The sequence below is a fragment of the Pantoea sp. BRR-3P genome (genome assembly GCF_039621635.1).
In the GTDB taxonomy this organism is placed as follows: Bacteria; Pseudomonadota; Gammaproteobacteria; order Enterobacterales; family Enterobacteriaceae; genus Pantoea; species Pantoea floridensis.
The window spans coordinates 3,761,923-3,788,118 of the sequence record NZ_CP155066.1; the positions used below are offsets into that span (position 1 = coordinate 3,761,923).

Sequence of the window (26,196 nt, forward strand, 5' to 3'; positions counted from 1 at the left end):
AAAAATCCTGCCTCACTTCGCACAACCCATTAATTATTCCACGCCTGCAAAAAAGTGCATTTAAAAAAAGCATCTAACGCCAATTCGCCGTATTTATCACCAGAAACATCACTGTTTGTTACCCTCTTTTACTCAGACTGAACTCTGGTAATTTGTTGCCCTATACTGAACGCGCCCGAAATCTGGGTACATCCTACATTCATTCATTTATATAAATGCAGGAAACGTTGTTATGAAAAAACTGATGGTTGCCGGTGCAGCCTTACTTTACGTTGCCGTCTCTTCCTCTGCGATTGCCGCACCGGAAGAAGCTGGTGCTGCAGCGGGCGCGCAGGCGGGAGCAATCTCTGCCGGTGCGTCTACCGCTGTGGGTATCGGCGCGCTCGGTGCGTTAGTGGGCCTCGGCATTGCTGCTTCTGGCGGCGGTGACGGCGCAAATACCGGTACAACAACAACCACCACAACGAGCACCACTCGTTGATGTAGCACCTTTAAACATAACCACACAGTCGTGTGGTTATTTTTTGTTTGGCTTATTTAGACAGGGATACACAGTGCGCCGACTCTCTTTGCTACTACTTTGCCTGTTATTGCAGGCCTGCACGCAAACGCAAAAAGGCCTCGAACAAACCGTAATGCTGGCCGTAAAGGGGCCGGATGATGTCACGGTCACTGACGAACAGGTCAATAACCTGCCCTACGCCAGCCTTTATGCCCGCATTAATGATGGCCCACGTATCTTCGTGGTGCTGGGTTACAACGAAAACGGTCAGCAGAAATGGGTGACTCAGGATAAAGCCATGCTGGTGATGCAGCACGGTCGTTTGGTGAAAACCCTGGGATTACCGAGCAACCTTACGGATGTCAGTAATCTGGCGCAGGATCCGCTTGCCGATGCGCTGCACCTGCAAAACGGTGCTGGCTGGACGCGCGTGGTGCAGTGGCGCGAACAGGAAAAAGTCCGTGCCGCAACGGCCACCTCCACCTTCCAGCGCGGTGACGATACCGTTCTGGACATAGCCGGTGAGCGCGTGCCCTGCCGCGTCTGGCATGAAACCGTGCGCATGGAAAGCGTGGGCGCGGAGTGGCAGAACACCTTCTGGATCGATAACCGCGATGGCACGGTGCTGCAGGCCAATCAGATGCTGGCCGCCGACGCCTTCCCTGTTGAAACCACTATTCTGAAGCCGGCGAAATCATGAAAAAAATAACTCCAATGCTGGCAGCGTTGATGCTGCTAACGGCTGGCCATGCGCTGGCCGCGGCTCACGTCACCGTGCACGATGTGCAGGGTAAAAACGCACTGCAAATCGATGATGCGCAAGACCTCTCTCAATTACTGACAAATCCTGCACTGCGCAGTTGGTGGCCGGGTACGGTGATTGCCGAACGCGGCGCAACCGCCGTGGCTCAACAACAGCAGCAACAGCTGCTGGCCGATTTGCGCGCCTGGCAAGCCGACAGCGGCGAGTCGCTGGCCGCCACCATTGGCGCAGTCATCCGCCAGCTCAATGACGTAAAAGTCACTGGCCGCCAGTTCACTTCGCTCGATCCCGATGAAGTGCGCCTGCGCCCGCAGGCTAACCGCACGCTGCAGGGCAGCTATGACCTTTACACGCTGGCGCAGCCCACGCAGGTGCTGGTGCTCGGTGCGCTGAGCAATCCCGGTAAAGAGAGCTGGCAGCCCGGCCGTGAGGTGCGTGATTATCTCGACGGTCACGAACGCCTGTCCGGCGCGGAGCGCAGTTTTGCCACGGTGATTGCGCCGTCCGGCAGTACGCAGCAAGTGCCTATCGCTTACTGGAATCATCGCCACGTTGAAGTGGAGCCCGGCACTATTATCTGGCTCGGTTTCACCTCATGGAGCCTGCCCTGGGGCCAAAGCGATTTGAATACGCGCATGCTTTCCGTTCTGACTCACCGGATACCAGACTGATGAAAAAACAATTACTTCTCAGCCTGTTGGCTGCTTCCGTTGCCGCTGCCTGCCAGGTGCATGCGGAAACCTGGCCTGAACCGGTCGGTCCTTCGCAATCGGATTTCGGCGGCGTGGGCCTGATGCAAACGCCAACGGCGCGTATGGCGAAAGAGGGTGAATTTAGCGTTAACTTCCGCGATAACGATCAATATCGTTACTATTCGGCCTCACTGCAGCTGTTCCCGTGGCTGGAAACCACCGTGCGTTATACCGACGTGCGGACGCGCCGCTACAGTGCGGTAGAGGGTTTCAGCGGTAACCAAAGCTATAAAGACAAAGCCTTCGATGTGAAGCTCCGGCTGTGGCAGGAGAGCTACTGGCTGCCCGAAGTGGCGGTTGGCTCGCGCGATTTAGGCGGCACCGGCCTGTTCGACAGTGAATATCTGGTCGCCAGCAAAGCGTGGGGCCCGTTTGATTTCACCTTAGGCCTGGGCTGGGGCTATCTCGGCAACAGCGGCACCATCAAAAATCCGTTCTGTTCCTACAGCGACAGTTTCTGTAGCCGCACCGGCGGTGGCGAAGCGGGTTCGATTAACGGTTCGCAGATGTTCCATGGCCCGTCGGCGCTGTTCGGCGGCGTGGAGTATCAGACGCCGTGGCAGCCGCTGCGCCTCAAAGTGGAATACGAAGGCAACAACTATCAGGATGATTTTGCTGGCCGTCTGGATCAGCGCAGCAAGGTTAACGTCGGCGCGATTTATCGCATCACCGATTGGGCCGACATCAACGCCAGCTACGAGCGCGGCAACACCTTTATGTTCGGCTTTACCCTGCGCACCAACTTCAACGATCTGCATCAGTCGCACATTGATAGCGAGAAACCGGCCTACAGCCCGCAGCCGCAGGGCGACCTGCTGCAACCCACGGTGGTGGCGAATCAGCTGACGGATCTGAAGTACAACGCCGGACTGAACGGCCCGCATATTCAGACCAAAGGCAGCACGCTGTACGTTTCCGGCGAACAAACCAAATATCGCGACACGCGCGAAGGCGTCGATCGCGCCAATCGCATCATCATGAACAACCTGCCAGCCGGTATCGATACCATCGATGTCACCGAGTCGCGCTTCAATATGCCGCAGGTCAGCACGCGCACCAACGTCGCCAGCCTGCACAACGAGCTGGCCGGTTATCCGCTGGGACACGAGCAGCCGCTGCAGCAGACGCGTGATAATCCGGTCGATCCCGGCACCACTGAACAAGGCTTCTTTATCCGCAAAGAGCGCCTGAACTACAGTTTGTCGCCGGTGCTGAATCAGTCGGTGGGCGGACCGGAAAGCTTCTATATGTATCAGGTTGGCGTGATGGCCAACGCCGATTACTGGCTCACCGATCACCTGCTGGTGGGCGGCAGCCTGTTCGGCAACGTCGCGAATAACTACAACAAATTTAACTACAACGGCGCACCTGCGGATTCCACGCTGCCGCGCGTGCGCACCCACATTCGCGATTATGTTGAAAACAACGTTTACGTCAACGATCTGCAAGCCAACTACATGCATTCGCTCGGCAATGGTTTCTATGGTCAGGTTTACGGCGGTTATCTGGAAACCATGTACGGCGGCGTCGGTGGCGAAGTGTTGTATCGTCCGATTGATAGCAACTGGGCATTCGGGGTTGATGCCAACTACGTGAAGCAGCGTGATTGGGACAACATGATGCAGTTCACCGATTACAAAGCGCCAACCGGACACTTCACCACCTACTGGCGTCCGTGGTTTATGCAGGATGTCTTGGTGAAAGCCAGCGTCGGGCAATATCTGGCAAAAGATAAAGGTGTGACGCTGGATGTGTCGAAGCGCTTCGACAGCGGCGTGATGGTTGGCTTCTACGCCACCAAAACCAACGTGTCGGCAGAAGCGTATGGTGAAGGCGACTTTACCAAAGGCTTCTACATTTCGGTGCCGATGGATCTGTTTACCGTGACGCCAACCCGTGGCCGTGCACAGGTGAATTGGGTGCCGCTGACGCGCGATGGCGGCCAGATGCTGGGCCGTAAGTACCAGCTGTACGATCTGACGTCAGATCGCGATGCGCGGTTTAACTGATTGATTATTTTCATTAATTGTAGGGTCGGCATTTATGCCGACCTTTTTTTATTATGCGCCCCGTTCACGGTCGCCATCAATGGCGACCCTACGAAGGGCCGCCATTGATGGCGATCTCCTAAATGAATTAATCCGCGTCATAACCCAGATTCGGCGCCAGCCAGCGCTCAACCTCGCTCACGCTCATCCCTTTACGCGCCGCGTAATCTTCCACCTGGTCGCGTTGAATCTGCGCCACGGCGAAATATTTACTGTCAGGATGGCTGAAGTACCAGCCGGAAACCGCCGCACCGGGCCACATGGCGAAGGATTCGGTGAGTTTCATGCCGGTATTGGCTTCCACCTCCAGCAGCTGCCAAATGGGCGCTTTTTCGGTATGTTCCGGACAAGCGGGATAACCCGGCGCGGGACGAATGCCCTGATAATTCTCGCGAATCAGCTCTTCGTTGCTGAGATTCTCATGGGCGGCAAAGCCCCAAATCACCTTACGCACCCGCTCGTGCAGATACTCGGCAAAGGCTTCTGCCAGACGATCCGACACCGCTTTCACCATGATTTTGTTGTAATCATCGTGCTGCTTGTCATACGCCTCGGCCAGCGCATCCTCTTCTATGCCTGCGGTAACGGCAAACGCGCCGAGATAATCGGCTTTACCGCTGGATTTCGGCGCCACGAAGTCGGCCAGACAATAGTTAGCAAAGTCGGTTTTCTCCGTCTGCTGACGCAGATGGTGGCTCACGCACAGCACCTCATCACGGTTCTCATTGCGATAGATCTCAATATCATCGCCGACGCGGTTAGCCGGGAAGATGCCGACCACGCCGCGTGGATTGAGCGTGCCGCTGGCGCTCAGCATATCGAGCATGGCATTCGCATCGGCAAACAGCCGTTTGGCCTCTTCACCCACCACCTCATCTTCCAGAATGCGCGGATATTTCCCTGCCAGCGACCAGGTCATAAAGAACGGCGTCCAGTCGATGTAATTACGCAGCGTTTCGATGCTGGCTTGCACCGTGCTCACACCGAGGCGATGCGGCACCGGCGGCGTGTAGCTTTCCCAATCGATGGAATAATCATTATCGCGCGCGGTTTGCAGACTCACCGGCGGCGTGCGCGGCTTTTTACGTCCGTGCTGAATGCGCACCGTGTCGTACTCTTTGCGCGTGCGCGCCACGAAATCCTCTTTCAGCGTGTCGGAGAGCAGCGATGACACCACGCCCACGGTGCGCGAGGCGTTTTGCACATACACCGTCGGGCCGCTGTAGTTCTGCTCAATCTTCACCGCGGTATGCGCTTTCGAGGTGGTTGCGCCGCCAATCAGTAGCGGGATGGTGAATCCCTGGCGCTCCATCTCTTTCGCCACGTTGACCATTTCATCCAGCGACGGCGTAATCAGGCCGGAAAGCCCGATAATATCGGCGTTCTCAGCAAGCGCGGTTTTGAGGATTTTGTCACTCGGCACCATTACGCCAAGGTCGATAATTTCGTAGTTATTACACTGCAGTACGACGCCGACGATGTTTTTGCCGATGTCGTGCACGTCGCCCTTCACCGTCGCCAGTACGATCTTGCCGTTGCTGCGTCCGGCCTCTTTGCTGGCCTGAATATAGGGTTCGAGATAGGCCACTGCTTGCTTCATTACGCGCGCCGATTTCACCACCTGCGGCAGAAACATTTTGCCCTCGCCGAATAGGTCGCCGACCACGTTCATGCCGGACATCAGCGGTCCTTCAATCACCTGAATCGGGCGTTCGGATGCCTGACGCGCCTCCTCGGTATCCAGCTCGATAAACTCGGTGATGCCTTTCACCAGCGAGTATTCCAGACGTTTTACCACGTCCCAGCTGCGCCATTCGGCCTGCTGTTTCTCCTGCTCACCGTCGCCTTTATTGCCGCGATACTTCTCCGCCAGCTCCAGCAGGCGCTCGGTACCCTCATCTCGGCGGTTGAGGATCACGTCTTCCACCGCATCGCGTAGTTCGGCTGGCAGATCGTCATAAATCGCCAGCTGCCCGGCGTTGACGATGCCCATGTCCATGCCGTTGCGGATGGCGTAATAGAGGAACACCGCGTGGATCGCTTCACGCACCGGTTCGTTACCGCGGAACGAGAACGATACGTTGGATACGCCGCCGGAGATCATCGCGTGTGGCAGCTCGCGCTTAATATCTTCACAGGCGCCAATAAAGTCCATCGCGTAGTTGTTGTGCTCTTCAATACCGGTGGCAACGGCAAAAATATTCGGATCGAAAATGATGTCTTCTGGCGGGAAACCGACCTCTTCGGTGAGGATCTTGTAGGCACGTCGACAGATTTCGATTTTGCGCGCGCGCGTATCCGCCTGGCCGATTTCATCAAACGCCATCACCACCATCGCCGCGCCGTAGCGACGCACTTTGCGTGCGTGCTCAATGAAAGGTTCAACGCCCTCTTTCATCGAGATGGAGTTAACGATGCCTTTGCCCTGAATGCACTGCAGGCCTTTCTCGATCACCTCCCATTTTGAGGAGTCGATCATGATCGGCACGCGCGCGATATCCGGCTCACCGGCGATCAGGTTGAGGAAGCGCACCATGGCCGCTTCCGCATCCAGCATGCCTTCATCCATGTTGATATCAATGATTTGCGCACCGTTCTCCACCTGCTGGCGCGCCACATCCAGTGCTTCGTTATATTTCTCTTCTTTGATCAGCCGCTTGAACTTAGCCGAGCCGGTGACGTTGGTACGTTCGCCAACGTTGACGAACAGTGAATCGGCGTGAATGTTGAGCGGTTCCAGCCCGGCTAAGCGGCAAGCCACCGGAATCTCCGGCAGCCGGCGCGGCGCAACGCCTTCTACTGCTGCCGCCATCGCCGCGATGTGCTCCGGCGTGGTGCCACAGCAGCCGCCGATAATGTTGAGGAATCCGGCGCGTGCCCACTCACCAATCTGCTCAGCCATGATGGCGGCATCAAGATCGTATTCACCAAAGGCATTGGGCAAACCGGCATTCGGGTGCGCGGTGACGTAACCTTCGGCTATGCGCGACAACTCTGCGACATATTGACGCAGTTCGTCCGGGCCGAGTGCACAGTTAAGGCCAAATGACAGCGGCTCGGCGTGGCGCAGCGAGTTATAGAAACCTTCGGTAGTTTGGCCGGAGAGCGTACGACCGGAGGCATCGGTGATGGTGCCGGAGATCATCAGCGGCAGCTTCACGCCCATCGCTTCCATTTCGGCCTGCACCGCATAGATGGCCGCTTTGGCATTCAGCGTATCGAACACCGTTTCGATCATGATGAGATCGGAACCGCCGGCAATTAGCGCATGAGTCGATTCACGATAGGCATCCACCAGCTGATTAAAGGTGACGTTACGATAGGCGGGATCGTTAACATCCGGCGAGATAGAACAGGTGCGGTTGGTCGGGCCCAATACGCCCGCCACGTAGCGCGGGCGATGCGGCGTTTTCGCCGTCCATGCATCCGCGCAGGCTCGCGCCAGTTTAGCGGCTTCAAAGTTGATCTCCGCCGACAGCGCTTCCATCGCATAGTCCGCCATCGCAATGGTGGTGGAGTTAAAGGTGTTGGTTTCCAGAATATCCGCGCCCGCAGCGAGGTACGCATCATGAATTTCGCGGATCACCTGCGGTTTGGTGAGCACCAACAGATCGTTGTTGCCCTTCAAATCGGATGGCCAGTCGGCAAAGCGGCTGCCACGAAAATCCTGCTCGCTCAGTTTATAACTCTGGATCATGGTGCCCATGCCACCGTCCAGAATCATGATGCGTTGCGCCAGCTGCTGCTGCAGCATGTCTGTTTTATTGCTCACTCTTGCCCCGTCCACGTCATTGCGTTGGCAACAATGCCAGCCAGACATACTGGCATATCTTTAAGGTGAGCAAAAGTCAGGTCAGATGAGACATTTTCAGCCATGATGCCTAACAGATCCGACCAGAAAGCGAACGTTTGCATTCGTACCATTAAAAACGAAAATGGTTTCCATAATTGATGCGATTGTGGAGAAGTCATGGCAACCCCTACGCCCGTGAAACGCGGCAAGAAACCTCGTGCTACAACCACCACCACCACCAGCGCGCCTGTTGGCGGGCAGGTTCAATCGCTGACGCGCGGCCTGCGCCTGCTGGAGCTGATTGCCGAATCCCACGGCAGCGTAGCGCTCACGGAGCTGGCCCAGCAGGCTGGCTTACCGAATTCGACCACGCATCGCCTGCTCACCACCATGCAGCAACAGGGTTTTGTCCATCAGGTAGGCGACTTAGGGTTATGGACCATCGCTTCACATGCCTTTGTGGTCGGCAGCAGCTTTCTACAGAGCCGCAATCTGCTGGCGATTGTGCATCCAGTATTACGCAAGCTGATGGAAGATGCCGGTGAGACGGTGAATCTGGCGGTGCTGGATCTCAGTGATTATCAGGCGGTGATTATCGATCAGGTGCAGTGCACGCAGCTAATGCGTATGTCGGCGCCGATCGGCGGCAAGCTGCCGATGCATGCATCCGGTGCCGGTAAAGCCTTTTTGGCGCATCTGAGTGATGAGCAAGTCACGTCGCTGCTGCACCAAAAAGGATTGCATCACTACACGCCGAAGACGCTGATGTCGCCGCACAGCCTGAAAGAAAATCTGGCGCTGATTCGCAAAATGGGCTTTTCGCATGATGATGAGGAGCACGCGCTGGGTCTGCGCTGTGTCGCCGCGCCGATTTATGACGAGCACGGCGAACCGTTCGCCGCGATTTCCATTTCCGGCCCGATTGCGCGTATGACCGACGACCGCATTACCGAACTGGGTGCGCTGGTGATTCGCGCCGCCAAACAGGTGACGCAAACCTATTCTGGCCGCTAAGCGGCCACCGAAGCATAGCGCGCGCTGAAACGCTGGCTGGCGCGCCAGGCAATCACCTCTTCAATATGCCCTGCGCGGATGCGCGCTTGCAGCGCACGCCACCAGTTGGGATCAAACAGCTGGGGATGCAGCGCCAGCAGCAATTTACCGGTCGCCGGTTCGCTGCACAGCGCATAGCGGAAGGTTTCCGGGAACACATCATCCGGGCCAACGCTATACCAGGGCTCGGCCTGTAGCTCATCCTCTTCATAACGTGCCTGCGGCACATCGCGGAATACCAGTTCGCTCATCGGACGGATTTCGTCGTAGTCGTAAAACACCACGCGACCATGGCGCGTCATACCAAAGTTTTTGAACAGCATGTCGCCGGGGAAAATATTCGCCGCCGCCAGCTGGCGAATCGCATCGCCGTACTCGCCAATCGCGTGCTGCCGCTGCTCCGGCGTGGCCTGCGCCAGCCACAAATTGAGCGGCTCCATGCGCCGTTCCAGCCATAAATGGCGGATGATTACCACGTCGTCGCGCACTTCCAGCTTTTCAGGAATATCGCGTTCAAACTCCGCCATCAGCTCGGCGGGAATACGCGCGCGCGGTAACGCAAAGTGTTCGAACTCCTGCGTATCCGCCATGCGTCCGACGCGATCGTGCTCTTTAACCATGCGGTAGCAGTCGCGCACCTGCGCATCGGTAACCTCTTTTTGTGGCGCGAAGCGGTCTTTGATCACTTTGAACACCCGATCAAAACCGGGAAGCGTGAACACCATCATCACCATGCCGCGAATGCCGGGCGCGATGGTGAAATCCTCTTGGCTGTGTGCCAGATAGTGCAGATATTCACGATAACATTCGGTTTTCCCGTGCTTCTGACAGCCAATCGCCATGTAGCGCTCAGCGACGGTTTTGCCTGGCAGAATCGGCTGTAGCCACGCCACCAGCGCTGCCGGCACCGGCGCGTACACCATGAAGTAAGCGCGCGCGAAGCCAAACACGATGCTGGCATCATCGCTATCCGTGAGACAGGTATCGATCCACAAGCGTCCAGCATCATCACGCTGGATCGGCAGCAAGCAGGGCACCATGCCATCACTCAGCTGCAGCCGCGCCACAATCCACGCGGTTTTGTTGCGGTAAAACAGCTCGCAGGCGACATCCAGCGTTGCCGTTGCCAACTGCGCGGCGCCAAACTGTTCATGCAGATGACGGACAATCCAGCCGATATCACGCGTCTGATCCTGCCACGTCAGGCGCAGCGGCATGTCATTTAACACCTGACGCAGCGTCTCCTGCCAATTTTGCTGCGGGCGATAGAGGCGCGACAGCGGGCGCTGCGCAACCGGAGCCGGCGCGTAAGGCTGCGACGGGAAGATAAATAGGCGTTCGGGCGAGAGGTGTCTGTGTCCCTGCAATCGACAATAGACCGAGTTAAAAAAGCTTTCGGCAATTTCATGGCGCGGATAGCCAGGCAACAGGGTTTCGTAATGGCTTTTAACGCGCAGCCAAAAGGCTTCATCCCATTCCGAGGTGTCATTGAGAATGCGCAGCTGATGGGTAACCAGGCCAACGTGGTGATCGTAGAGATGGATACGCGCTTTCATTGCCTGCTGCACCGCGAGCCAGTCGGCCTGCTCGAAGCGCTGCTGTGCGCCGGCAGTGATATCCAGAAAGCGACCATACTGCGCATCAAAACCTTGCAGGATGGTGTGGGCGATCAGCGATTCTCTCGGTGTCATCGGCAACGCTCCAGGAAAACGGTCGCCATTAATGGCGACCCTACAATGGCAGTATCGGTGTGGGTTTAGAACTGCGAGGCTTCAGTGGAACCGGTTAGTGCGGTTACCGAGGATTGCCCGCCCTGAATCACATTGGTGATGCGATCGAAATAGCCGGTGCCGACTTCCTGCTGATGTGACGAGAAGGTATAGCCTTTATCGCGTGCCGCAAACTCCGGCTGCTGCACTTTTTCCACGTAATGCCGCATACCTTCGCCCTGCGCATAGGCGTGGGCGAGGTCGAACATGTTGAACCACATGCTGTGAATGCCAGCCAGCGTGATGAACTGGAAGCGATAGCCCATGTCGCTCAACGCCTGCTGGAAACGCGCGATGGTGCGATCGTCGAGATTTTTCTTCCAGTTAAACGACGGCGAGCAGTTATAGGCCAGCAGTTTGCCGGGATACTGCGCGTGAATCGCATCGGCAAAGCGCTGTGCCAGCTCAAGATCGGGCGTTGAGGTTTCGCACCACAGCACATCGGCATACGGCGCATAGGAGAGCCCGCGACTGATCGCCTGTTCAATGCCGGCGTGCGTGCGGAAAAAGCCTTCGGCGGTGCGCTCGCCGGTGATGAACGCCGCATCGCGCGGGTCGCAGTCGGAGGTAATCAGATCGGCCGCATCGGCATCGGTGCGCGCGATCAATACTGTCGGCACGTTCATTACATCCGCCGCCAGACGCGCCGCCACCAGCTTTTGGATGGCTTCCTGCGTCGGCACTAACACTTTACCGCCCATGTGCCCGCACTTCTTCACCGCCGCCAGCTGATCTTCAAAATGTACCGCACCTGCACCGGCCTGAATCATCGATTTCATCAACTCGAACGCGTTGAGTACGCCGCCAAATCCCGCTTCTGCATCGGCCACAATCGGCAGGAAGTAATCAATAAAATCGCTATCTTCTGGCGACACGCCGCTGGCCCACTGAATCTGATCGGCACGCTGGAAACTTTGATTGATGCGCTCCACCACATTGGGCACCGAATTCACCGGATACAGCGACTGATCGGGATACATCTGTCCAGCAAGGTTGGCATCGGCTGCCACCTGCCAGCCGGAGAGGTAAATCGCTTCAATACCGGCTTTCGCCTGCTGTACCGCCTGGCCACCGGTCAACGCGCCGAGGCTGTTGATATAACCTTTGCTGGATTCGCCGTTGAGCAGCGACCACAGTTTGGTCGCGCCGCGCTCTGCCAGCGTGCAGGCCGGATTGACCGAACCGCGCAGGTTGATGACATCTTCCGCACTGTATGGTCGTGTGATCCCTTCCCAGCGCGCCTCGTTCCAGCTCGATTCCAGTTGTTTGATCTGTTGCGTACGATTCATAGCCATATCTCCAGGTTCAGGGCAGCAGGCGATAGCCCGGCAGAGTGAGGAAAGAAACCAGTTCATCATCGGTAGTGATTTTTGCCATCAACGCAGCAGCATCCTCGAAACGTCCGTTGCTAAAACGTTCGGTGCCAAGGGTGTGCTGCAGCGCGGCTAACTCTTCATCCAGCAGCCGTTCGAACAGCGCGACTGTTACCGGCTGGCCATCGCTGAGAATTTGTTTGTGATGAATCCATTGCCAGATAGAGGTGCGCGCAATTTCTGCAGTGGCGGCATCTTCCATCAAGCCATCAATCGGTACGCAGCCGTTGCCGCTGATCCAGGCTTCAAGATATTGCAGCGCTACGCGGATGTTAGCGCGCATGCCCGCTTCCGTACGTTTACCGCGACACGGCGCCAGCAGACGTTCGGCGGTGATCGGCGCATCTTGTTCACGCGTGATATGCAGTTGATTAGGTTGGTGGCCCAACCGCCGATCAAACGCCTCCATCGCGATATCAGCCAGGCCGGGATGGGCGACCCATGTACCATCGTGGCCGTTGCCCGCTTCGCGCGTTTTATCCTCCTGCACTTTTTGCGTCACCCATAAATTGCGCTCCACATCTTTGCTCGGAATCAGCGCCGACATGCCGCCCATTGCCAGCGCGCCGCGGCGATGGCAGGTTTTGATCAGCAGGCGGGAATAGGCATCAAGGAACGGCTGGTCCATGCTGATTTGCTGACGATCCGGCAGGATACGATCGGGATGTTGGCCCAATGTTTTGATGTAGCTGAAGATATAATCCCAGCGACCGCAGTTCAGGCCGACCGCGTGATCGCGCAGTTCCCATAGGATCTCATCCATCTGGAATACCGCGGGCAACGTTTCGATCAACACCGTGGCTTTGATCGTTCCGCGCGGCAGATCGTAGCGATCTTCACTAAAGCGGAAGATCTCACGCCACCAGGCTACTTCAGCCGCATGCTCGGTTTTCGGCAAATAAAACCACGGTGCGTGGCCCTTCTCCAGCAACGCTTCAACGTTGTGGAAAAAGTAGAGCGCAAAGTCGAACAATCCGCCCGGAATGGCCCGATCGCGCCACTCTACATGCTTTTCATCCAGATGCAGGCCACGCACGCGGCACATCAGCAGTGCCGGGTTGGCACGCAGTTGATAGATCTTACCGGCCTCGCTGGTGAAGCTCAGCGAGCCATTAACCGCATCGCGCAGCGTGAGCTGTCCTTCCACCAATTTTTGCCACGTCGGTGCCAGTGAATCTTCAAAGTCAGCCATGAAGACTTTGACGTTCGCATTGAGCGCGTTGATCACCATTTTGCGATCCGGCGGACCGGTGATCTCTACGCGGCGATCCTGCAGCAGCTGGGGAATGGGACGAACTTGCCACTCATTTTCACGAATGGAAGCGGTTTCCGCATCGAATCCAGGTAACTCACCTTGATCATAGCGCTGCTGACGTTGCCGGCGTGCTTTCAGCAGTCGTTCGCGTTCCGGTGCAAAACGCACCACCAGTGAATGAATGAAGTCGATGGCTTCCGGGGTAAGCAGCTGCTTTTCCGCGTGGGTAAAGGGCTGGCTAAAGGTTAGCGTATTGCTGATAACCGAGTCTGTCATGCGGGCTGCCTCCTGAGTTGATCTATCGTCTGGCGATCGGATCCGGATGTAGGGTGTTTTTTAACCTGCAAGATCAGAGCATAATGGTTTTAATTTTATTTTCAAAAACTATTTCCATTATTATTACAAATTACATACATCAATATGATATTTATGTAATTTAATCTCTCGAATTAAAGGCAATGATTTCCACTAAAGAATGAAAGCAAAAAAAAGCCGCAACAGTTTGCGGCTGTCACGGCAGGATCAAACGAGGGGGAGACTTATTCGAGTGTTGGATTCATATGTCGCAGATCGAACGGTGTAATCTGATAAACGTAGTAGTTGAGCCAATTCGAGAACAGCAGATTGCCATGGCTACGCCAGGTCGCTCGCGGCGGCAATTCTGGATTGTTTTGTGGGAAGTAGTTAAACGGCACCTCCGGCTGCAGACCCGCATCGTAATCGCGATGATATTCGCCTGATAGCGTCAAAGCGTCGTACTCAGGATGGCCGGTGACAAAGGCTAAACGCTTATCTTTACTCGCCATCAAATACGCGCCCGTTGCCTCCGACTCGGCAAACAGTTCGAGATCGGTGTAATCACGAATTAGCTGGCTAGGGAAATCGGCATAGCGTGAATGTGGCGCGAGGAAGTTATCGTCAAAGCCACGGGTTAGCAGCGCGTGTGGATGCAGGATTTGGTGCTCGTAGACGCCTGACAATTTGTTTTGCCGCGTCTGCTTAGGAATGCCATACAAAATGTTCAGCGCTGCCTGTACCGCCCAACAGACAAACAGTGTGGATGTGACGTGCTCGTTGGCCCAGTGCAGCACGCGCTGAATCTGCGGCCAGTAGGCCACATCATTAAAATCAACCAATCCCAGCGGCGCACCCGTGACAATCAACCCATCAAAGTTATCGTTTTGAATATCTTCAAAGTTGCAGTAAAAGTTGTTCAGATGCTCGGTTGGTGTGTTGCGCGACTCACGGCTATCAATGCGCAGCAGCTGTACGTCAATCTGTAGCGGCGAGTTTGAGAGCAGGCGCAGGAACTGATTTTCCGTTTCGATCTTCTTAGGCATTAGGTTGAGGATCAGCACTTTTAGCGGACGGATCTCCTGAACACTGGCGCGCGACGACGTCATGACAAAGACGTTTTCATCACGCAAAAAATTCACTGCCGGTAATTCGTCGGGAATCCTGATTGGCATAGCCTGCTCACCTCTTACTTACAACCGTATAAACGTTTAGACATCCAGATGCCCGACATTAGCCTGATATGTCGTAAATGTCGAGTCTTCATGCGGTTTATGAAAATGTTTCAGCTTTAGGTGGAATTTGAAATCAGGCGTGGGAGATCGACGAATTTGTCATAGGTTATTGATGATGTTGAAGCAGTTGATAACTGATATAGGCACTTTATTGCATAAAATAAAAGCACAGCGCTACATTTCTTAAGACGTAAAAAAGCCCCGAACTTCCGTTCGGGGCTTCTTCACTTATTTAATGCCTGGCAGTTCCCTACTCTCGCATGGGGAGACCCCACACTACCATCGGCGCTACGGCGTTTCACTTCTGAGTTCGGCATGGGGTCAGGTGGGACCACCGCGCTAAAGCCGCCAGGCAAATTCTGTTTCGTTCACGAAGCCCTGTCAGGCACCGCAAACCAATCCATAAACAAGCTGAAAATCTCTGGTCTCTCTCACCAAAACGCCTCTGGCGTTGTAAGGTTAAGCCTCACGGGTCATTAGTACCGGTTAGCTCAACGCATCGCTGCGCTTACACACCCGGCCTATCAACGTCGTAGTCTTCAACGTCCCTTCAGGACTCTCAAGGAGTCAGGGAGAACTCATCTCGGGGCAAGTTTCGTGCTTAGATGCTTTCAGCACTTATCTTTTCCGCACTTAGCTACCGGGCAGTGCCATTGGCATGACAACCCGAACACCAGTGGTGCGTTCACTCCGGTCCTCTCGTACTAGGAGCAACCCCCCTCAATTCTCCAGCGCCCACGGCAGATAGGGACCGAACTGTCTCACGACGTTCTAAACCCAGCTCGCGTACCACTTTAAACGGCGAACAGCCGTACCCTTGGGACCTACTTCAGCCCCAGGATGTGATGAGCCGACATCGAGGTGCCAAACACCGCCGTCGATATGAACTCTTGGGCGGTATCAGCCTGTTATCCCCGGAGTACCTTTTATCCGTTGAGCGATGGCCCTTCCATTCAGAACCACCGGATCACTATGACCTGCTTTCGCACCTGCTCGAGCCGTCACTCTCGCAGTCAAGCTGGCTTATGCCATTGCACTAACCTCCTGATGTCCGACCAGGATTAGCCAACCTTCGTGCTCCTCCGTTACTCTTTGGGAGGAGACCGCCCCAGTCAAACTACCCACCAGACACTGTCCGCAGCCCGGATTACGGGCCTACGTTAGAACATCAAACATTAAAGGGTGGTATTTCAAGGTTGGCTCCACGCAGACTGGCGTCCACGCTTCAAAGCCTCCCACCTATCCTACACATCAAGGCTCAATGTTCAGTGTCAAGCTATAGTAAAGGTTCACGGGGTCTTTCCGTCTTGCCGCGGGTACACTGCATCTTCACAGCGATTTCAATTTCACTGAGTCTCGGGTGGAGACAGCCTGGCCATCATTACGCCATTCGTGCAGGTCGGAACTTACCCGACAAGGAATTTCGCTACCTTAGGACCGTTATAGTTACGGCCGCCGTTTACCGGGGCTTCGATCAAGAGCTTCTCCTTGCGGATAACCCCATCAATTAACCTTCCGGCACCGGGCAGGCGTCACACCGTATACGTCCACTTTCGTGTTTGCACAGTGCTGTGTTTTTAATAAACAGTTGCAGCCAGCTGGTATCTTCGACTGGTTTCAGCTCCGGGAGCAAGTCCCTTCACCTACGCGCCAGCGTGCCTTCTCCCGAAGTTACGGCACCATTTTGCCTAGTTCCTTCACCCGAGTTCTCTCAAGCGCCTTGGTATTCTCTACCTGACCACCTGTGTCGGTTTGGGGTACGATTTCGTGTTACCTGGAGCTTAGAGGCTTTTCCTGGAAGCAGGGCATCAGTTACTTCACCACCGTGGTGGCTCGTCGTCACGCCTCAGCCTTAAGACACCCCGGATTTACCAAAGATGTCAGCCTACACGCTTAAACCGGGACAACCGTCGCCCGGATAACCTAGCCTTCTCCGTCCCCCCTTCGCAGTAACACCAAGTGCAGGAATATTAACCTGCTTCCCATCGACTACGCTTTTCAGCCTCGCCTTAGGGGTCGACTCACCCTGCTCCGATTAACGTTGAACAGGAACCCTTGGTCTTCCGGCGAGCGGGCTTTTCACCCGCTTTATCGTTACTTATGTCAGCATTCGCACTTCTGATACCTCCAGCAACCCTCACAGGCCACCTTCAACGGCTTACAGAACGCTCCCCTACCCAACAACACATAGTGTCGCTGCCGCAGCTTCGGTGCATGGTTTAGCCCCGTTACATCTTCCGCGCAGGCCGACTCGACCAGTGAGCTATTACGCTTTCTTTAAATGATGGCTGCTTCTAAGCCAACATCCTGGCTGTCTGTGCCTTCCCACATCGTTTCCCACTTAACCATGACTTTGGGACCTTAGCTGGCGGTCTGGGTTGTTTCCCTCTTCACGACGGACGTTAGCACCCGCCGTGTGTCTCCCGTGATAACATTCTCCGGTATTCGCAGTTTGCATCGGGTTGGTAAGCCGGGATGGCCCCCTAGCCGAAACAGTGCTCTACCCCCGGAGATGAGTTCACGAGGCGCTACCTAAATAGCTTTCGGGGAGAACCAGCTATCTCCCGGTTTGATTGGCCTTTCACCCCCAGCCACAAGTCATCCGCTAATTTTTCAACATTAGTCGGTTCGGTCCTCCAGTTAGTGTTACCCAACCTTCAACCTGCCCATGGCTAGATCACCGGGTTTCGGGTCTATACCCTGCAACTTAACGCCCAGTTAAGACTCGGTTTCCCTGCGGCTCCCCTATACGGTTAACCTTGCTACAGAATATAAGTCGCTGACCCATTATACAAAAGGTACGCAGTCACCCCATAAAGAGGCTCCCACTGCTTGTACGTACACGGTTTCAGGTTCTGTTTCACTCCCCTCGCCGGGGTTCTTTTCGCCTTTCCCTCACGGTACTGGTTCACTATCGGTCAGTCAGGAGTATTTAGCCTTGGAGGATGGTCCCCCCATATTCAGACAGGATACCACGTGTCCCGCCCTACTCTTCGAACTCACAGAATGTGCACTTTCGTGTACGGGACTATCACCCGGTGTCGTGCGACTTTCCAGACGCTTCCACTAATGCACAAACTGATTCAGGTTCTGGGCTGCTCCCCGTTCGCTCGCCGCTACTGGGGGAATCTCGGTTGATTTCTTTTCCTCCGGGTACTTAGATGTTTCAGTTCCCCGGGTTCGCCTCGCAACACTATGTATTCATGTTGCGATGATGCACTGAGTGCACCGGGTTTCCCCATTCGGACATCGTCGGCTGTAGCGGTTCATATCACCTTACCGACGCTTTACGCAGATTAGCACGTCCTTCATCGCCTCTGACTGCCAGGGCATCCACCGTGTACGCTTAGTCGCTTAACCTCACAACCCACAGGCGTTTTGCAACGCTGCAGACTGTAAGCATTTGAGAGACTCGAACATGTTGTTATTCATTTCTTATTACGGAGAAATGAACCAACACGTCGTTTCAATTTTCAGCTTGTTCCGGATTGTTAAAGAGCAGTATCTCAAACATGACGGTTACGTCAGTTTTGAGATACATCGTGGAGACACCTTTCACCTGTCACCAAGCAAGTGGCGTCCCCTAGGGGATTCGAACCCCTGTTGCCGCCGTGAAAGGGCGGAGTCCTAACCGCTAGACGAAGGGGACACGATAGTGTCACGACTTCGCAGCCGTCTTGCTCATTACTTTTCTATCAGACAATCTGTGTGAGCACTTCGCGGGAAGGTATCTTCAGGTAAGGAGGTGATCCAACCGCAGGTTCCCCTACGGTTACCTTGTTACGACTTCACCCCAGTCATGAATCACAAAGTGGTAAGCGCCCTCCCGAAGGTTAAGCTACCTACTTCTTTTGCAACCCACTCCCATGGTGTGACGGGCGGTGTGTACAAGGCCCGGGAACGTATTCACCGTAGCATTCTGATCTACGATTACTAGCGATTCCGACTTCACGGAGTCGAGTTGCAGACTCCGATCCGGACTACGACGCACTTTATGAGGTCCGCTTGCTCTCGCGAGGTCGCTTCTCTTTGTATGCGCCATTGTAGCACGTGTGTAGCCCTACTCGTAAGGGCCATGATGACTTGACGTCATCCCCACCTTCCTCCAGTTTATCACTGGCAGTCTCCTTTGAGTTCCCGGCATTACCCGCTGGCAACAAAGGATAAGGGTTGCGCTCGTTGCGGGACTTAACCCAACATTTCACAACACGAGCTGACGACAGCCATGCAGCACCTGTCTCACGGTTCCCGAAGGCACCAAGGCATCTCTGCCAAGTTCCGTGGATGTCAAGAGTAGGTAAGGTTCTTCGCGTTGCATCGAATTAAACCACATGCTCCACCGCTTGTGCGGGCCCCCGTCAATTCATTTGAGTTTTAACCTTGCGGCCGTACTCCCCAGGCGGTCGACTTAACGCGTTAGCTCCGGAAGCCACTCCTCAAGGGAACAACCTCCAAGTCGACATCGTTTACGGCGTGGACTACCAGGGTATCTAATCCTGTTTGCTCCCCACGCTTTCGCACCTGAGCGTCAGTCTTTGTCCAGGGGGCCGCCTTCGCCACCGGTATTCCTCCAGATCTCTACGCATTTCACCGCTACACCTGGAATTCTACCCCCCTCTACAAGACTCTAGCCTGCCAGTTTCGAATGCAGTTCCCAGGTTAAGCCCGGGGATTTCACATCCGACTTGACAGACCGCCTGCGTGCGCTTTACGCCCAGTAATTCCGATTAACGCTTGCACCCTCCGTATTACCGCGGCTGCTGGCACGGAGTTAGCCGGTGCTTCTTCTGCGGGTAACGTCAATCGGTGAGGTTATTAACCTCACCGCCTTCCTCCCCGCTGAAAGTACTTTACAACCCGAAGGCCTTCTTCATACACGCGGCATGGCTGCATCAGGCTTGCGCCCATTGTGCAATATTCCCCACTGCTGCCTCCCGTAGGAGTCTGGACCGTGTCTCAGTTCCAGTGTGGCTGGTCATCCTCTCAGACCAGCTAGGGATCGTCGCCTAGGTGAGCCATTACCCCACCTACTAGCTAATCCCATCTGGGCACATCCGATGGTGTGAGGCCCGAAGGTCCCCCACTTTGGTCTTGCGACGTTATGCGGTATTAGCTACCGTTTCCAGTAGTTATCCCCCTCCATCGGGCAGTTTCCCAGACATTACTCACCCGTCCGCCACTCGTCACCCGAGAGCAAGCTCTCTGTGCTACCGTCCGACTTGCATGTGTTAGGCCTGCCGCCAGCGTTCAATCTGAGCCATGATCAAACTCTTCAATTTAAGTTTGATTTGCTGCAACACGTGCAGCGATGCTCATCTGTAAAACGTCATAATGAATTTCATTATGTGTTCACTCGTGAGGCTTTGATATTTTGTTGCGTCCGGAGACGCTGATATCAATCCTGCGAGTGCCCACACAGATTGTCTGATAAATTGTTAAAGAGCGTTGCGAGCAGCGGGTTAACCGCCTGTCGCGAGGTGGCGTATATTACGCTTTCCCTCTTCAGAGTCAAACACTTTTTTCAGCGTTTTCATCCGGCGGAAGTTCTTATCGAATCTTCCTCACCAACACCACATTTCGTAAACCGTTGTGCCGTGTTGATGGATGCGCATTATAGGGAGTTGTTCTCAGTGCGCAACCGCTAAATTCAACAAAAACAACCGTTCGCTGCATTCCACAGCAAAACCCCGCCTTATACGCAGTTACACACACAGTTATCCACACTCCGTCGTGCAAATGAATTTAAGCGAGCATCACGCAAACGTTTTCGCTACAATGCCGGGCGACGTCAAGGATGCCCCTTTTGGGGCGTTACATGAGGCAAGTGTTGCCTTCTATATAGAAGAAAGACACTAAGCTTGATGTAACGCTCTTTTTTACGCGAAACAAAGCCAAGGGATAAAACCACCATGCAACAACGTCGTCCTGTACGCCGCGCTCTGCTCAGTGTCTCTGATAAAGCCGGTATCCTCGAATTTGCTCAGGCACTCTCCAGTCGTGGTGTTGAGCTGCTCTCCACAGGCGGCACTGCACGTCTGCTGGCAGATGCGGGCCTGCCCGTCACCGAAGTTTCTGACTACACCGGTTTTCCGGAAATGATGGATGGACGCGTCAAAACGCTGCACCCAAAAGTGCACGGCGGCATTTTGGGTCGTCGCGGTCAGGATGATGCGATCATGGCCGAGCACGCCATTAACCCGATCGACATGGTGGTGGTAAACCTTTATCCCTTCGCACAAACCGTTGCCAAACCTGATTGCTCACTGGCTGACGCGGTTGAGAACATCGATATCGGTGGCCCAACCATGGTTCGATCCGCAGCCAAGAACCACAAAGACGTGGCGATTGTGGTGAAGAGCGGCGATTACGAGGCGATTATTGCCGAGCTGGATGCCAACGAAAACTCACTCACGCTGGAAACGCGCTTCGATCTGGCCATTAAAGCCTTCGAACACACTGCCGCCTACGACAGCATGATTGCCAACTACTTCGGCAGCCTGGTGCCGGCTTATCACAGCAACAGCAAAGAACCGGCCGGCCGTTTCCCGCGCACGCTGAACCTCAACTTCATTAAGAAACAGGATATGCGTTACGGCGAGAACAGCCATCAGGATGCTGCCTTCTATATAGAAGAGAATGTGGCTGAAGCATCTGTTGCCACCGCGCAGCAGGTTCAGGGCAAAGCGCTCTCTTACAACAATATCGCCGATACCGATGCCGCACTTGAATGCGTGAAAGAGTTCGAGGAAGCCGCTTGTGTCATCGTCAAGCACGCTAACCCATGCGGTGTCGCGGTGGGCGGGTCGATTCTTGAAGCTTACGAGCGTGCCTACAAAACTGACCCGACTTCCGCTTTCGGCGGCATCATCGCCTTTAACCGCGAGCTGGACGAAGCCACCGCGCAGGCCATCATCAGCCGTCAGTTTGTGGAAGTGATCATCGCCCCCTCCGCCAGCGAGGCCGCATTGAAAGTCACCGCCGCCAAACAGAACGTGCGCGTTCTGGTATGTGGTCAGTGGCAAGGCCGCGTTGCGGCGCTGGATTTCAAACGCGTTAATGGCGGCGTGCTGGTGCAGGATCGCGATCTGGGCATGGTTGATGCCAGCCAGCTGCGCGTGGTCAGCAAGCGCCAGCCAACTGAGCAGGAACTGCGTGATGCGCTGTTCTGCTGGAAAGTGGCGAAGTTCGTAAAATCCAACGCCATCGTCTATGCGCGCGACAATATGACTATCGGCATTGGCGCCGGTCAGATGAGCCGTGTTTACTCCGCTAAAATCGCCGGTATTAAAGCGGGTGACGAAGGCCTGGAAGTGAAAGGTTCGGCGATGGCGTCTGACGCTTTCTTCCCGTTCCGCGACGGTATCGACGCCGCAGCGGCTGTCGGCATTAGCTGCGTGATTCAGCCGGGTGGTTCAATCCGTGATGATGAAGTGATTGCCGCCGCTGATGAGCACGGCATCGCGATGATCTTCACCGATATGCGTCATTTCCGCCATTAATTGTTGGGAGCAGTACAGATGAAAATTTTAGTGATTGGTAATGGCGGACGTGAACACGCATTGGCGTGGAAAGCAGCGCAGTCGCCGCTGGCGGAAACCGTGTTTGTCGCACCAGGCAATGCTGGCACCGCACTTGAACCCGCTCTGCAAAACGTGGCCATCAGCGCCACCGATGTTCCCGCACTGCTGGCCTTTGCACAGCAGGAAAAGATCGACCTCACTATCGTTGGCCCAGAAGCGCCGCTGGTGATTGGCGTAGTTGATGCGTTCCGTGCTGCAGGCCTGAAGATCTTTGGCCCAACGCAGGCCGCTGCGCAGCTGGAAGGCTCAAAAGCCTTCACTAAAGATTTCCTGGCACGTCAGCAGATTCCAACCGCTGAATACCAAAACTTCACCGACGTGGAACCTGCGCTGGCCTATCTGCGTGAGAAAGGCGCACCGATCGTGATCAAAGCTGACGGATTGGCCGCCGGTAAAGGCGTTATCGTCGCGATGGAGTTGGCTGAAGCAGAAGCGGCTGTGCAAGATATGCTGGCCGGCAATGCGTTCGGCGATGCCGGTCACCGCATCGTAATTGAAGAGTTCCTGGATGGCGAAGAAGCCAGCTTTATCGTGATGGTTGACGGCAACAATGTGCTGCCGATGGCTACCAGTCAGGATCACAAGCGCGTCGGCGATGGTGATACCGGCCCTAACACCGGTGGCATGGGAGCTTATTCCCCGGCACCTGTGGTGACCGATGAGATCCACCAGCGCGTGATGGATCAGATCATCTGGCCAACCGTTAACGGCATGAAAGCCGAAGGTAACATCTATACCGGCTTTCTGTATGCCGGTTTGATGATCGATAAAGCCGGTCAGCCCAAAGTGATCGAGTTCAACTGCCGCTTCGGCGATCCAGAAACCCAACCGATCATGCTGCGCCTGCAGTCGGATCTGGTTGCGCTGTGCCTGGCGGCTACCGACGGCAAACTGGATCAGCAAACCTCGAAGTGGGATCCGCGTCCTGCGCTGGGCGTGGTATTAGCGGCGGGCGGTTATCCGGGAGATTATACGACTGGCGATCAGATTCACGGTTTGCCGCTGGAAGAAGTACCGGATGGCAAAGTCTTCCATGCAGGAACCACGATGAAAGACGATCTGGTAGTCACCAACGGCGGTCGCGTCTTATGCGTCACCGCGCTGGGTGAAGATGTTGCTGCCGCGCAGAAGAACGCTTATGCGCTAGCGCAGCACATCTCATGGGATGGCAGCTTCTGCCGCCGCGATATCGGCTACCGCGCGATTAACCGTAAGTAAGCATTCATAGGGGCGCTGCTTGTGCCCCTTCTCTGTGCGACTCGTCAGAAGTCACTCTCTTTCGGCTGCCAGCTGCATTCGTCGTCCGACGTTACGCGCAGCAGCTGCACGCCTTCCGGCGCTTCCAGCCATGACACCATCAATGGCGCAGACTGGCTCTGCTGCTGGCGACCTAGCGTATACAGCGTGTCGCGATCAAAGGGCGCATTCACCAGCTTGTCATCGCACTCACGCACCTGATTGCCACCCAGCCAATGGCCCTGATGCAGTAATACGCGGCCTTCAAGTAACGCATTGCTCTGATCCAACATGCGCTGCGCATCAAAGCGATACAACTCTACGCTATCGGCGCTAACCGCTTCACGTCGTCCCGCCAGCTGGCGCTGCATAAAATTGAGGTTACCCTGATGATCGAAGCGTAAAGTGACATCATCCGGCTGCGCGCCAGCAAGATGCCTTTCCACGCTAACCAGCTGTTGCTGCTGCCAGCTGTAATCGGTTGTCTCCATCGCGTCGCCATTAAATGGCGTGAAGACGGTGCGAAGATGAACGGCTTGATGGTCGCTATTCTTGCGCCAGATGCGTACGGTGCCGCGGTCGGCCAGATAGCCGCTCGCCGTAAAGGCAGGAAGATCGGGGGTGGAGCTACAACCCGTAAGAAGCGCACCCCATAACAGGGCGCAAACGCGCTGACTAATCTGATTCAGCATGGCCGCTCCCGGCAACAAAAAGGGGCGATAACGCCCCCTCTTTTAAAGCTAAACCGCAATGCGGAAACTTACTTAACAGCGTCTTTCAGAGCTTTGCCTGAAACGAATGCTGGCACGTTAGCTGCAGCGATTTTGATCTCTTTGCCAGTCTGCGGGTTGCGACCAGTACGCTCATTGCGGTGGTTCACTTTAAAAGTACCAAAACCAACCAGTTGTACAGCATCACCTTCTTTCAGAGACTCAGTGATCGCAGCCAGGGTAGATTCCAGCGCAGTTTTAGCCTGGGTTTTAGACAGGTCAGCTTTCTCTGCGATCACATCAATCAGTTGAGTCTTGTTCATAAGTTATCCTTAAAGTGTATTTATCGCTTGCTAAGCAACGAGTGCGAGGGAAAAGCCATTCTCAGGCCTTGTTCAGCCAGCACGCACCGATAGCCACAATTTTCAGCCCCCCAAATGTAGACCAGACAGGGGGCCCATGTGAAGCCTCCAGGCGCGGTAATTCGGGCCTGAAGTCACGTTTTCTTGCCTTATTGCTGAAAAAGTATACCGATGTTACTGATTCCCGCTTCACGCAGGTCTGCACGCAGTCCTTTAATCAATTCCAGGTCGCGCTCCTCGCACTCTGACAGCAGGCGGAAAATCTCCCACTGCAGATCCCATTCATCGATGACGGCCTGATTTTCACGCAGCTCTTCGTCGGTCATTTCACGACCGGCCTGGGTCATTTCCAGAATCGCCACGGTGGTAATCGAGGTGCGGCTCACTTCCACCGCGTGCTCCAGCGTTTCACCGCTGAGCTGGGCATGCAGCAGTTCACTTAATGCCACACAGGCATCGATCGCCGGATGCACGCCGTAAACCTCGAAATCGTCACCGTCAGGGATGGCAGCCTCAAATTTCTCCAGCTGGCCATCGAAATTGATTTTGGCATCTTTCACCGTCAGGCTTTCCCAGATCAGATCGAGGATACGGCGATAGAGTTGCGGATCGGCGAATTCAGTCTGCTGACAGAAAGCCCAATAGTTGGGGAACATACGCTCGCAGAGGCAGGCCATGAAGGTCATATGCTGCCAGCTTTCCAGCTTCGCCAGACGCAAATGGACGGGGTTTTGTAACATCAAACTTACTCTCAATAGGTTAGCTGGCGGCAGTGTACCGCAAAAGCCGGGCGCAAACAGCGTTAACGCGAATTTTGCCAGCGCAGAAAAGCCGGGCGGCCTGAAGCGACAGCATCTGCCCAGCGCGTGGGTTCAGGCAGGCGGTAACCCGCCGTACAGGCTTCTACCCAATGCAATGCGCTATCGAGGCTGACGCGATGACCCGTGGAGATAAATAGCGGATTACAGCGCGCTTTACTGCGCCATACCCAGCCAATTTGTTCACCCTTATCGATCAACGGCTGGCGACTGCCCGGCTCGGCAGCCAGATCAGCAAAACGTCCGCACAGACGCTTCTTCGCCACACCAATGGTCGGTACATCCACCAGCGAACCGAAATGCGCCGCCACGCCAAGCCGACGTGGATGAGAAATACCATGGCCATCCACAAACAGCAGATCGGGCTGCTGAGAAAGCTGCTGCCAGGCTTCCAGCAGCGCGGGCATTTCGCGGAAAGATAAGAAACCCGGGATGTAGGGCATGGTGGTCGCCACGCGCGCAATGCGATGTTCCACCAGCGTTAAAGAAGGATACTCGAGAATCACCAGGGCAGCGCGCGTGACCTCGCCGCCCTGCTCAAAACCGACGTCGGCGCCACCAATGAAGCGCGGCGGCAGCACGTCGAAATCATCCTGCCGCACCACATCAGCAGCGCGTTGTAACTGTTCCTGGCGTAGTGCGGCTAAATCCAT

Annotated in this window: 17 protein-coding genes, 1 tRNA gene and 3 rRNA genes; 7 read left to right on the forward strand and 14 right to left on the reverse strand. The window is 55.3% G+C overall.

All coding sequences use genetic code 11. The annotated features are described in order from the left end of the window. The first annotated feature begins 232 nt into the window (after positions 1-232). From yjbE to AAGR08_RS17430, 4 genes are all read left to right on the forward strand, one after another. Complete coding sequence (gene yjbE, locus AAGR08_RS17415; protein WP_097095282.1) at positions 233-481, forward strand: exopolysaccharide production protein YjbE; 249 nt, start codon at positions 233-235, stop codon at positions 479-481. A gap of 73 nt (positions 482-554) precedes the next feature. Further along, the gene (locus AAGR08_RS17420; RefSeq protein WP_097095283.1) at positions 555-1,202 is read left to right on the forward strand and encodes a YjbF family lipoprotein; all 648 of its coding nucleotides are present in this window, start codon (positions 555-557) and stop codon (positions 1,200-1,202) included. Then, positions 1,199-1,936, forward strand: a complete 738-nt coding sequence (locus AAGR08_RS17425) for a capsule biosynthesis GfcC D2 domain-containing protein (RefSeq protein WP_097095284.1) — start codon at positions 1,199-1,201, stop codon at positions 1,934-1,936. The genes AAGR08_RS17420 and AAGR08_RS17425 overlap by 4 nt, the downstream gene beginning before the upstream one ends. Next, on the forward strand, positions 1,936-4,026 hold the full coding sequence (locus AAGR08_RS17430) for a YjbH domain-containing protein (RefSeq protein WP_345827452.1): 2,091 nt from the start codon (positions 1,936-1,938) through the stop codon (positions 4,024-4,026). Before AAGR08_RS17425 ends, AAGR08_RS17430 begins: the two co-directional genes overlap by 1 nt. Positions 4,027-4,153: 127 nt before the next feature. Here AAGR08_RS17430 and metH read toward each other — a convergent pair whose 3' ends face one another. Then, on the reverse strand, positions 4,154-7,837 hold the full coding sequence (gene metH, locus AAGR08_RS17435; protein WP_345827453.1) for a methionine synthase: 3,684 nt from the start codon (positions 7,835-7,837) through the stop codon (positions 4,154-4,156). Next, positions 7,834-8,037, reverse strand: a complete 204-nt coding sequence (locus AAGR08_RS17440; RefSeq protein ID WP_345827454.1) for a hypothetical protein — start codon at positions 8,035-8,037, stop codon at positions 7,834-7,836. Before AAGR08_RS17440 ends, metH begins: the two co-directional genes overlap by 4 nt. Between AAGR08_RS17440 and iclR the strand changes: the two genes are divergently transcribed. Further along, on the forward strand, positions 8,036-8,872 hold the full coding sequence (gene iclR / locus AAGR08_RS17445; RefSeq protein ID WP_345827455.1) for a glyoxylate bypass operon transcriptional repressor IclR: 837 nt from the start codon (positions 8,036-8,038) through the stop codon (positions 8,870-8,872). The two genes, AAGR08_RS17440 and iclR, sit on opposite strands and share 2 nt — an antisense overlap. On the opposite strand, the gene aceK is transcribed toward iclR, so the two are convergent. The 8 genes from aceK to AAGR08_RS17485 form a co-directional block, all read right to left on the reverse strand. Then, positions 8,869-10,602, reverse strand: a complete 1,734-nt coding sequence (gene aceK, locus AAGR08_RS17450) for a bifunctional isocitrate dehydrogenase kinase/phosphatase (RefSeq protein WP_345827456.1) — start codon at positions 10,600-10,602, stop codon at positions 8,869-8,871. The two genes, iclR and aceK, sit on opposite strands and share 4 nt — an antisense overlap. Before the next feature lie 65 nt (positions 10,603-10,667). Next, a complete protein-coding gene (gene aceA, locus AAGR08_RS17455) occupies positions 10,668-11,969 on the reverse strand; it encodes an isocitrate lyase (RefSeq protein WP_097095290.1) in 1,302 nt (433 codons plus the stop codon). Positions 11,970-11,985: 16 nt separating this feature from the next. Then, positions 11,986-13,584 (reverse strand): malate synthase A, encoded by a 1,599-nt coding sequence (gene aceB / locus AAGR08_RS17460; protein ID WP_345827457.1) that lies wholly within the window; start codon positions 13,582-13,584, stop codon positions 11,986-11,988. Positions 13,585-13,847: 263 nt separating this feature from the next. Continuing rightward, positions 13,848-14,777 carry a homoserine O-succinyltransferase gene (gene metA / locus AAGR08_RS17465; RefSeq protein WP_097095292.1) on the reverse strand — a complete coding sequence of 310 codons (930 nt, stop codon included), beginning with the start codon at positions 14,775-14,777 and terminating at the stop codon, positions 13,848-13,850. Between the two features lie 297 nt (positions 14,778-15,074). Next, positions 15,075-15,190: ribosomal RNA gene (gene rrf, locus AAGR08_RS17470) — 5S ribosomal RNA — on the reverse strand. 102 nt (positions 15,191-15,292) lie between these two features. Continuing rightward, positions 15,293-18,197, reverse strand: a 23S ribosomal RNA gene (locus AAGR08_RS17475). A 214-nt stretch (positions 18,198-18,411) separates the two neighbouring features. After that, a tRNA-Glu gene (locus tag AAGR08_RS17480) sits at positions 18,412-18,486 on the reverse strand. An 89-nt stretch (positions 18,487-18,575) separates the two neighbouring features. Beyond that, positions 18,576-20,116, reverse strand: a 16S ribosomal RNA gene (locus AAGR08_RS17485). Together the 16S, 23S and 5S rRNA genes with 1 tRNA gene alongside form the textbook arrangement of a ribosomal RNA operon. Before the next feature lie 630 nt (positions 20,117-20,746). Between AAGR08_RS17485 and purH the strand changes: the two genes are divergently transcribed. Both purH and purD read left to right on the forward strand, forming a co-directional pair. Then, positions 20,747-22,336: a bifunctional phosphoribosylaminoimidazolecarboxamide formyltransferase/IMP cyclohydrolase gene (purH, locus tag AAGR08_RS17490; RefSeq protein ID WP_345827458.1), complete on the forward strand. Its 1,590-nt coding sequence runs from the start codon at positions 20,747-20,749 to the stop codon at positions 22,334-22,336. A gap of 18 nt (positions 22,337-22,354) precedes the next feature. Next, a complete protein-coding gene (purD, locus tag AAGR08_RS17495; RefSeq protein ID WP_345827459.1) occupies positions 22,355-23,635 on the forward strand; it encodes a phosphoribosylamine--glycine ligase in 1,281 nt (426 codons plus the stop codon). A 44-nt stretch (positions 23,636-23,679) separates the two neighbouring features. Here purD and AAGR08_RS17500 read toward each other — a convergent pair whose 3' ends face one another. From AAGR08_RS17500 to nfi, 4 genes are all read right to left on the reverse strand, one after another. Then, positions 23,680-24,345 carry a DUF1481 domain-containing protein gene (locus tag AAGR08_RS17500; protein WP_345827460.1) on the reverse strand — a complete coding sequence of 222 codons (666 nt, stop codon included), beginning with the start codon at positions 24,343-24,345 and terminating at the stop codon, positions 23,680-23,682. A gap of 68 nt (positions 24,346-24,413) precedes the next feature. Then, entirely contained in the window at positions 24,414-24,686 is a 273-nt protein-coding gene (gene hupA, locus AAGR08_RS17505) for a nucleoid-associated protein HU-alpha (RefSeq protein WP_097095297.1), read from the reverse strand. A gap of 188 nt (positions 24,687-24,874) precedes the next feature. Continuing rightward, positions 24,875-25,465, reverse strand: coding sequence for a YjaG family protein (locus tag AAGR08_RS17510; protein ID WP_008108422.1), 591 nt, complete (start codon positions 25,463-25,465; stop codon positions 24,875-24,877). Between the two features lie 62 nt (positions 25,466-25,527). Next, positions 25,528-26,196, reverse strand: a complete 669-nt coding sequence (gene nfi / locus AAGR08_RS17515) for a deoxyribonuclease V (protein WP_097095298.1) — start codon at positions 26,194-26,196, stop codon at positions 25,528-25,530.

Coding starts and splice junctions, on each gene's coding strand:
- yjbE (WP_097095282.1), top strand. CDS start 233: ATGAAAAAACTGATGGTTGCCGGTGCAGCCTTACTTTACGTTGCCGTC.
- AAGR08_RS17425 (WP_097095284.1), top strand. CDS start 1,199: ATGAAAAAAATAACTCCAATGCTGGCAGCGTTGATGCTGCTAACGGCT.
- AAGR08_RS17430 (WP_345827452.1), top strand. CDS start 1,936: ATGAAAAAACAATTACTTCTCAGCCTGTTGGCTGCTTCCGTTGCCGCT.
- iclR (WP_345827455.1), top strand. CDS start 8,036: ATGGCAACCCCTACGCCCGTGAAACGCGGCAAGAAACCTCGTGCTACA.
- AAGR08_RS17440 (WP_345827454.1), bottom strand. CDS start 8,037: ATGACTTCTCCACAATCGCATCAATTATGGAAACCATTTTCGTTTTTA.
- aceK (WP_345827456.1), bottom strand. CDS start 10,602: ATGACACCGAGAGAATCGCTGATCGCCCACACCATCCTGCAAGGTTTT.
- aceA (WP_097095290.1), bottom strand. CDS start 11,969: ATGAATCGTACGCAACAGATCAAACAACTGGAATCGAGCTGGAACGAG.
- aceB (WP_345827457.1), bottom strand. CDS start 13,584: ATGACAGACTCGGTTATCAGCAATACGCTAACCTTTAGCCAGCCCTTT.
- metA (WP_097095292.1), bottom strand. CDS start 14,777: ATGCCAATCAGGATTCCCGACGAATTACCGGCAGTGAATTTTTTGCGT.
- purH (WP_345827458.1), top strand. CDS start 20,747: ATGCAACAACGTCGTCCTGTACGCCGCGCTCTGCTCAGTGTCTCTGAT.
- purD (WP_345827459.1), top strand. CDS start 22,355: ATGAAAATTTTAGTGATTGGTAATGGCGGACGTGAACACGCATTGGCG.
- AAGR08_RS17500 (WP_345827460.1), bottom strand. CDS start 24,345: ATGCTGAATCAGATTAGTCAGCGCGTTTGCGCCCTGTTATGGGGTGCG.
- hupA (WP_097095297.1), bottom strand. CDS start 24,686: ATGAACAAGACTCAACTGATTGATGTGATCGCAGAGAAAGCTGACCTG.
- AAGR08_RS17510 (WP_008108422.1), bottom strand. CDS start 25,465: ATGTTACAAAACCCCGTCCATTTGCGTCTGGCGAAGCTGGAAAGCTGG.
- nfi (WP_097095298.1), bottom strand. CDS start 26,196: ATGGATTTAGCCGCACTACGCCAGGAACAGTTACAACGCGCTGCTGAT.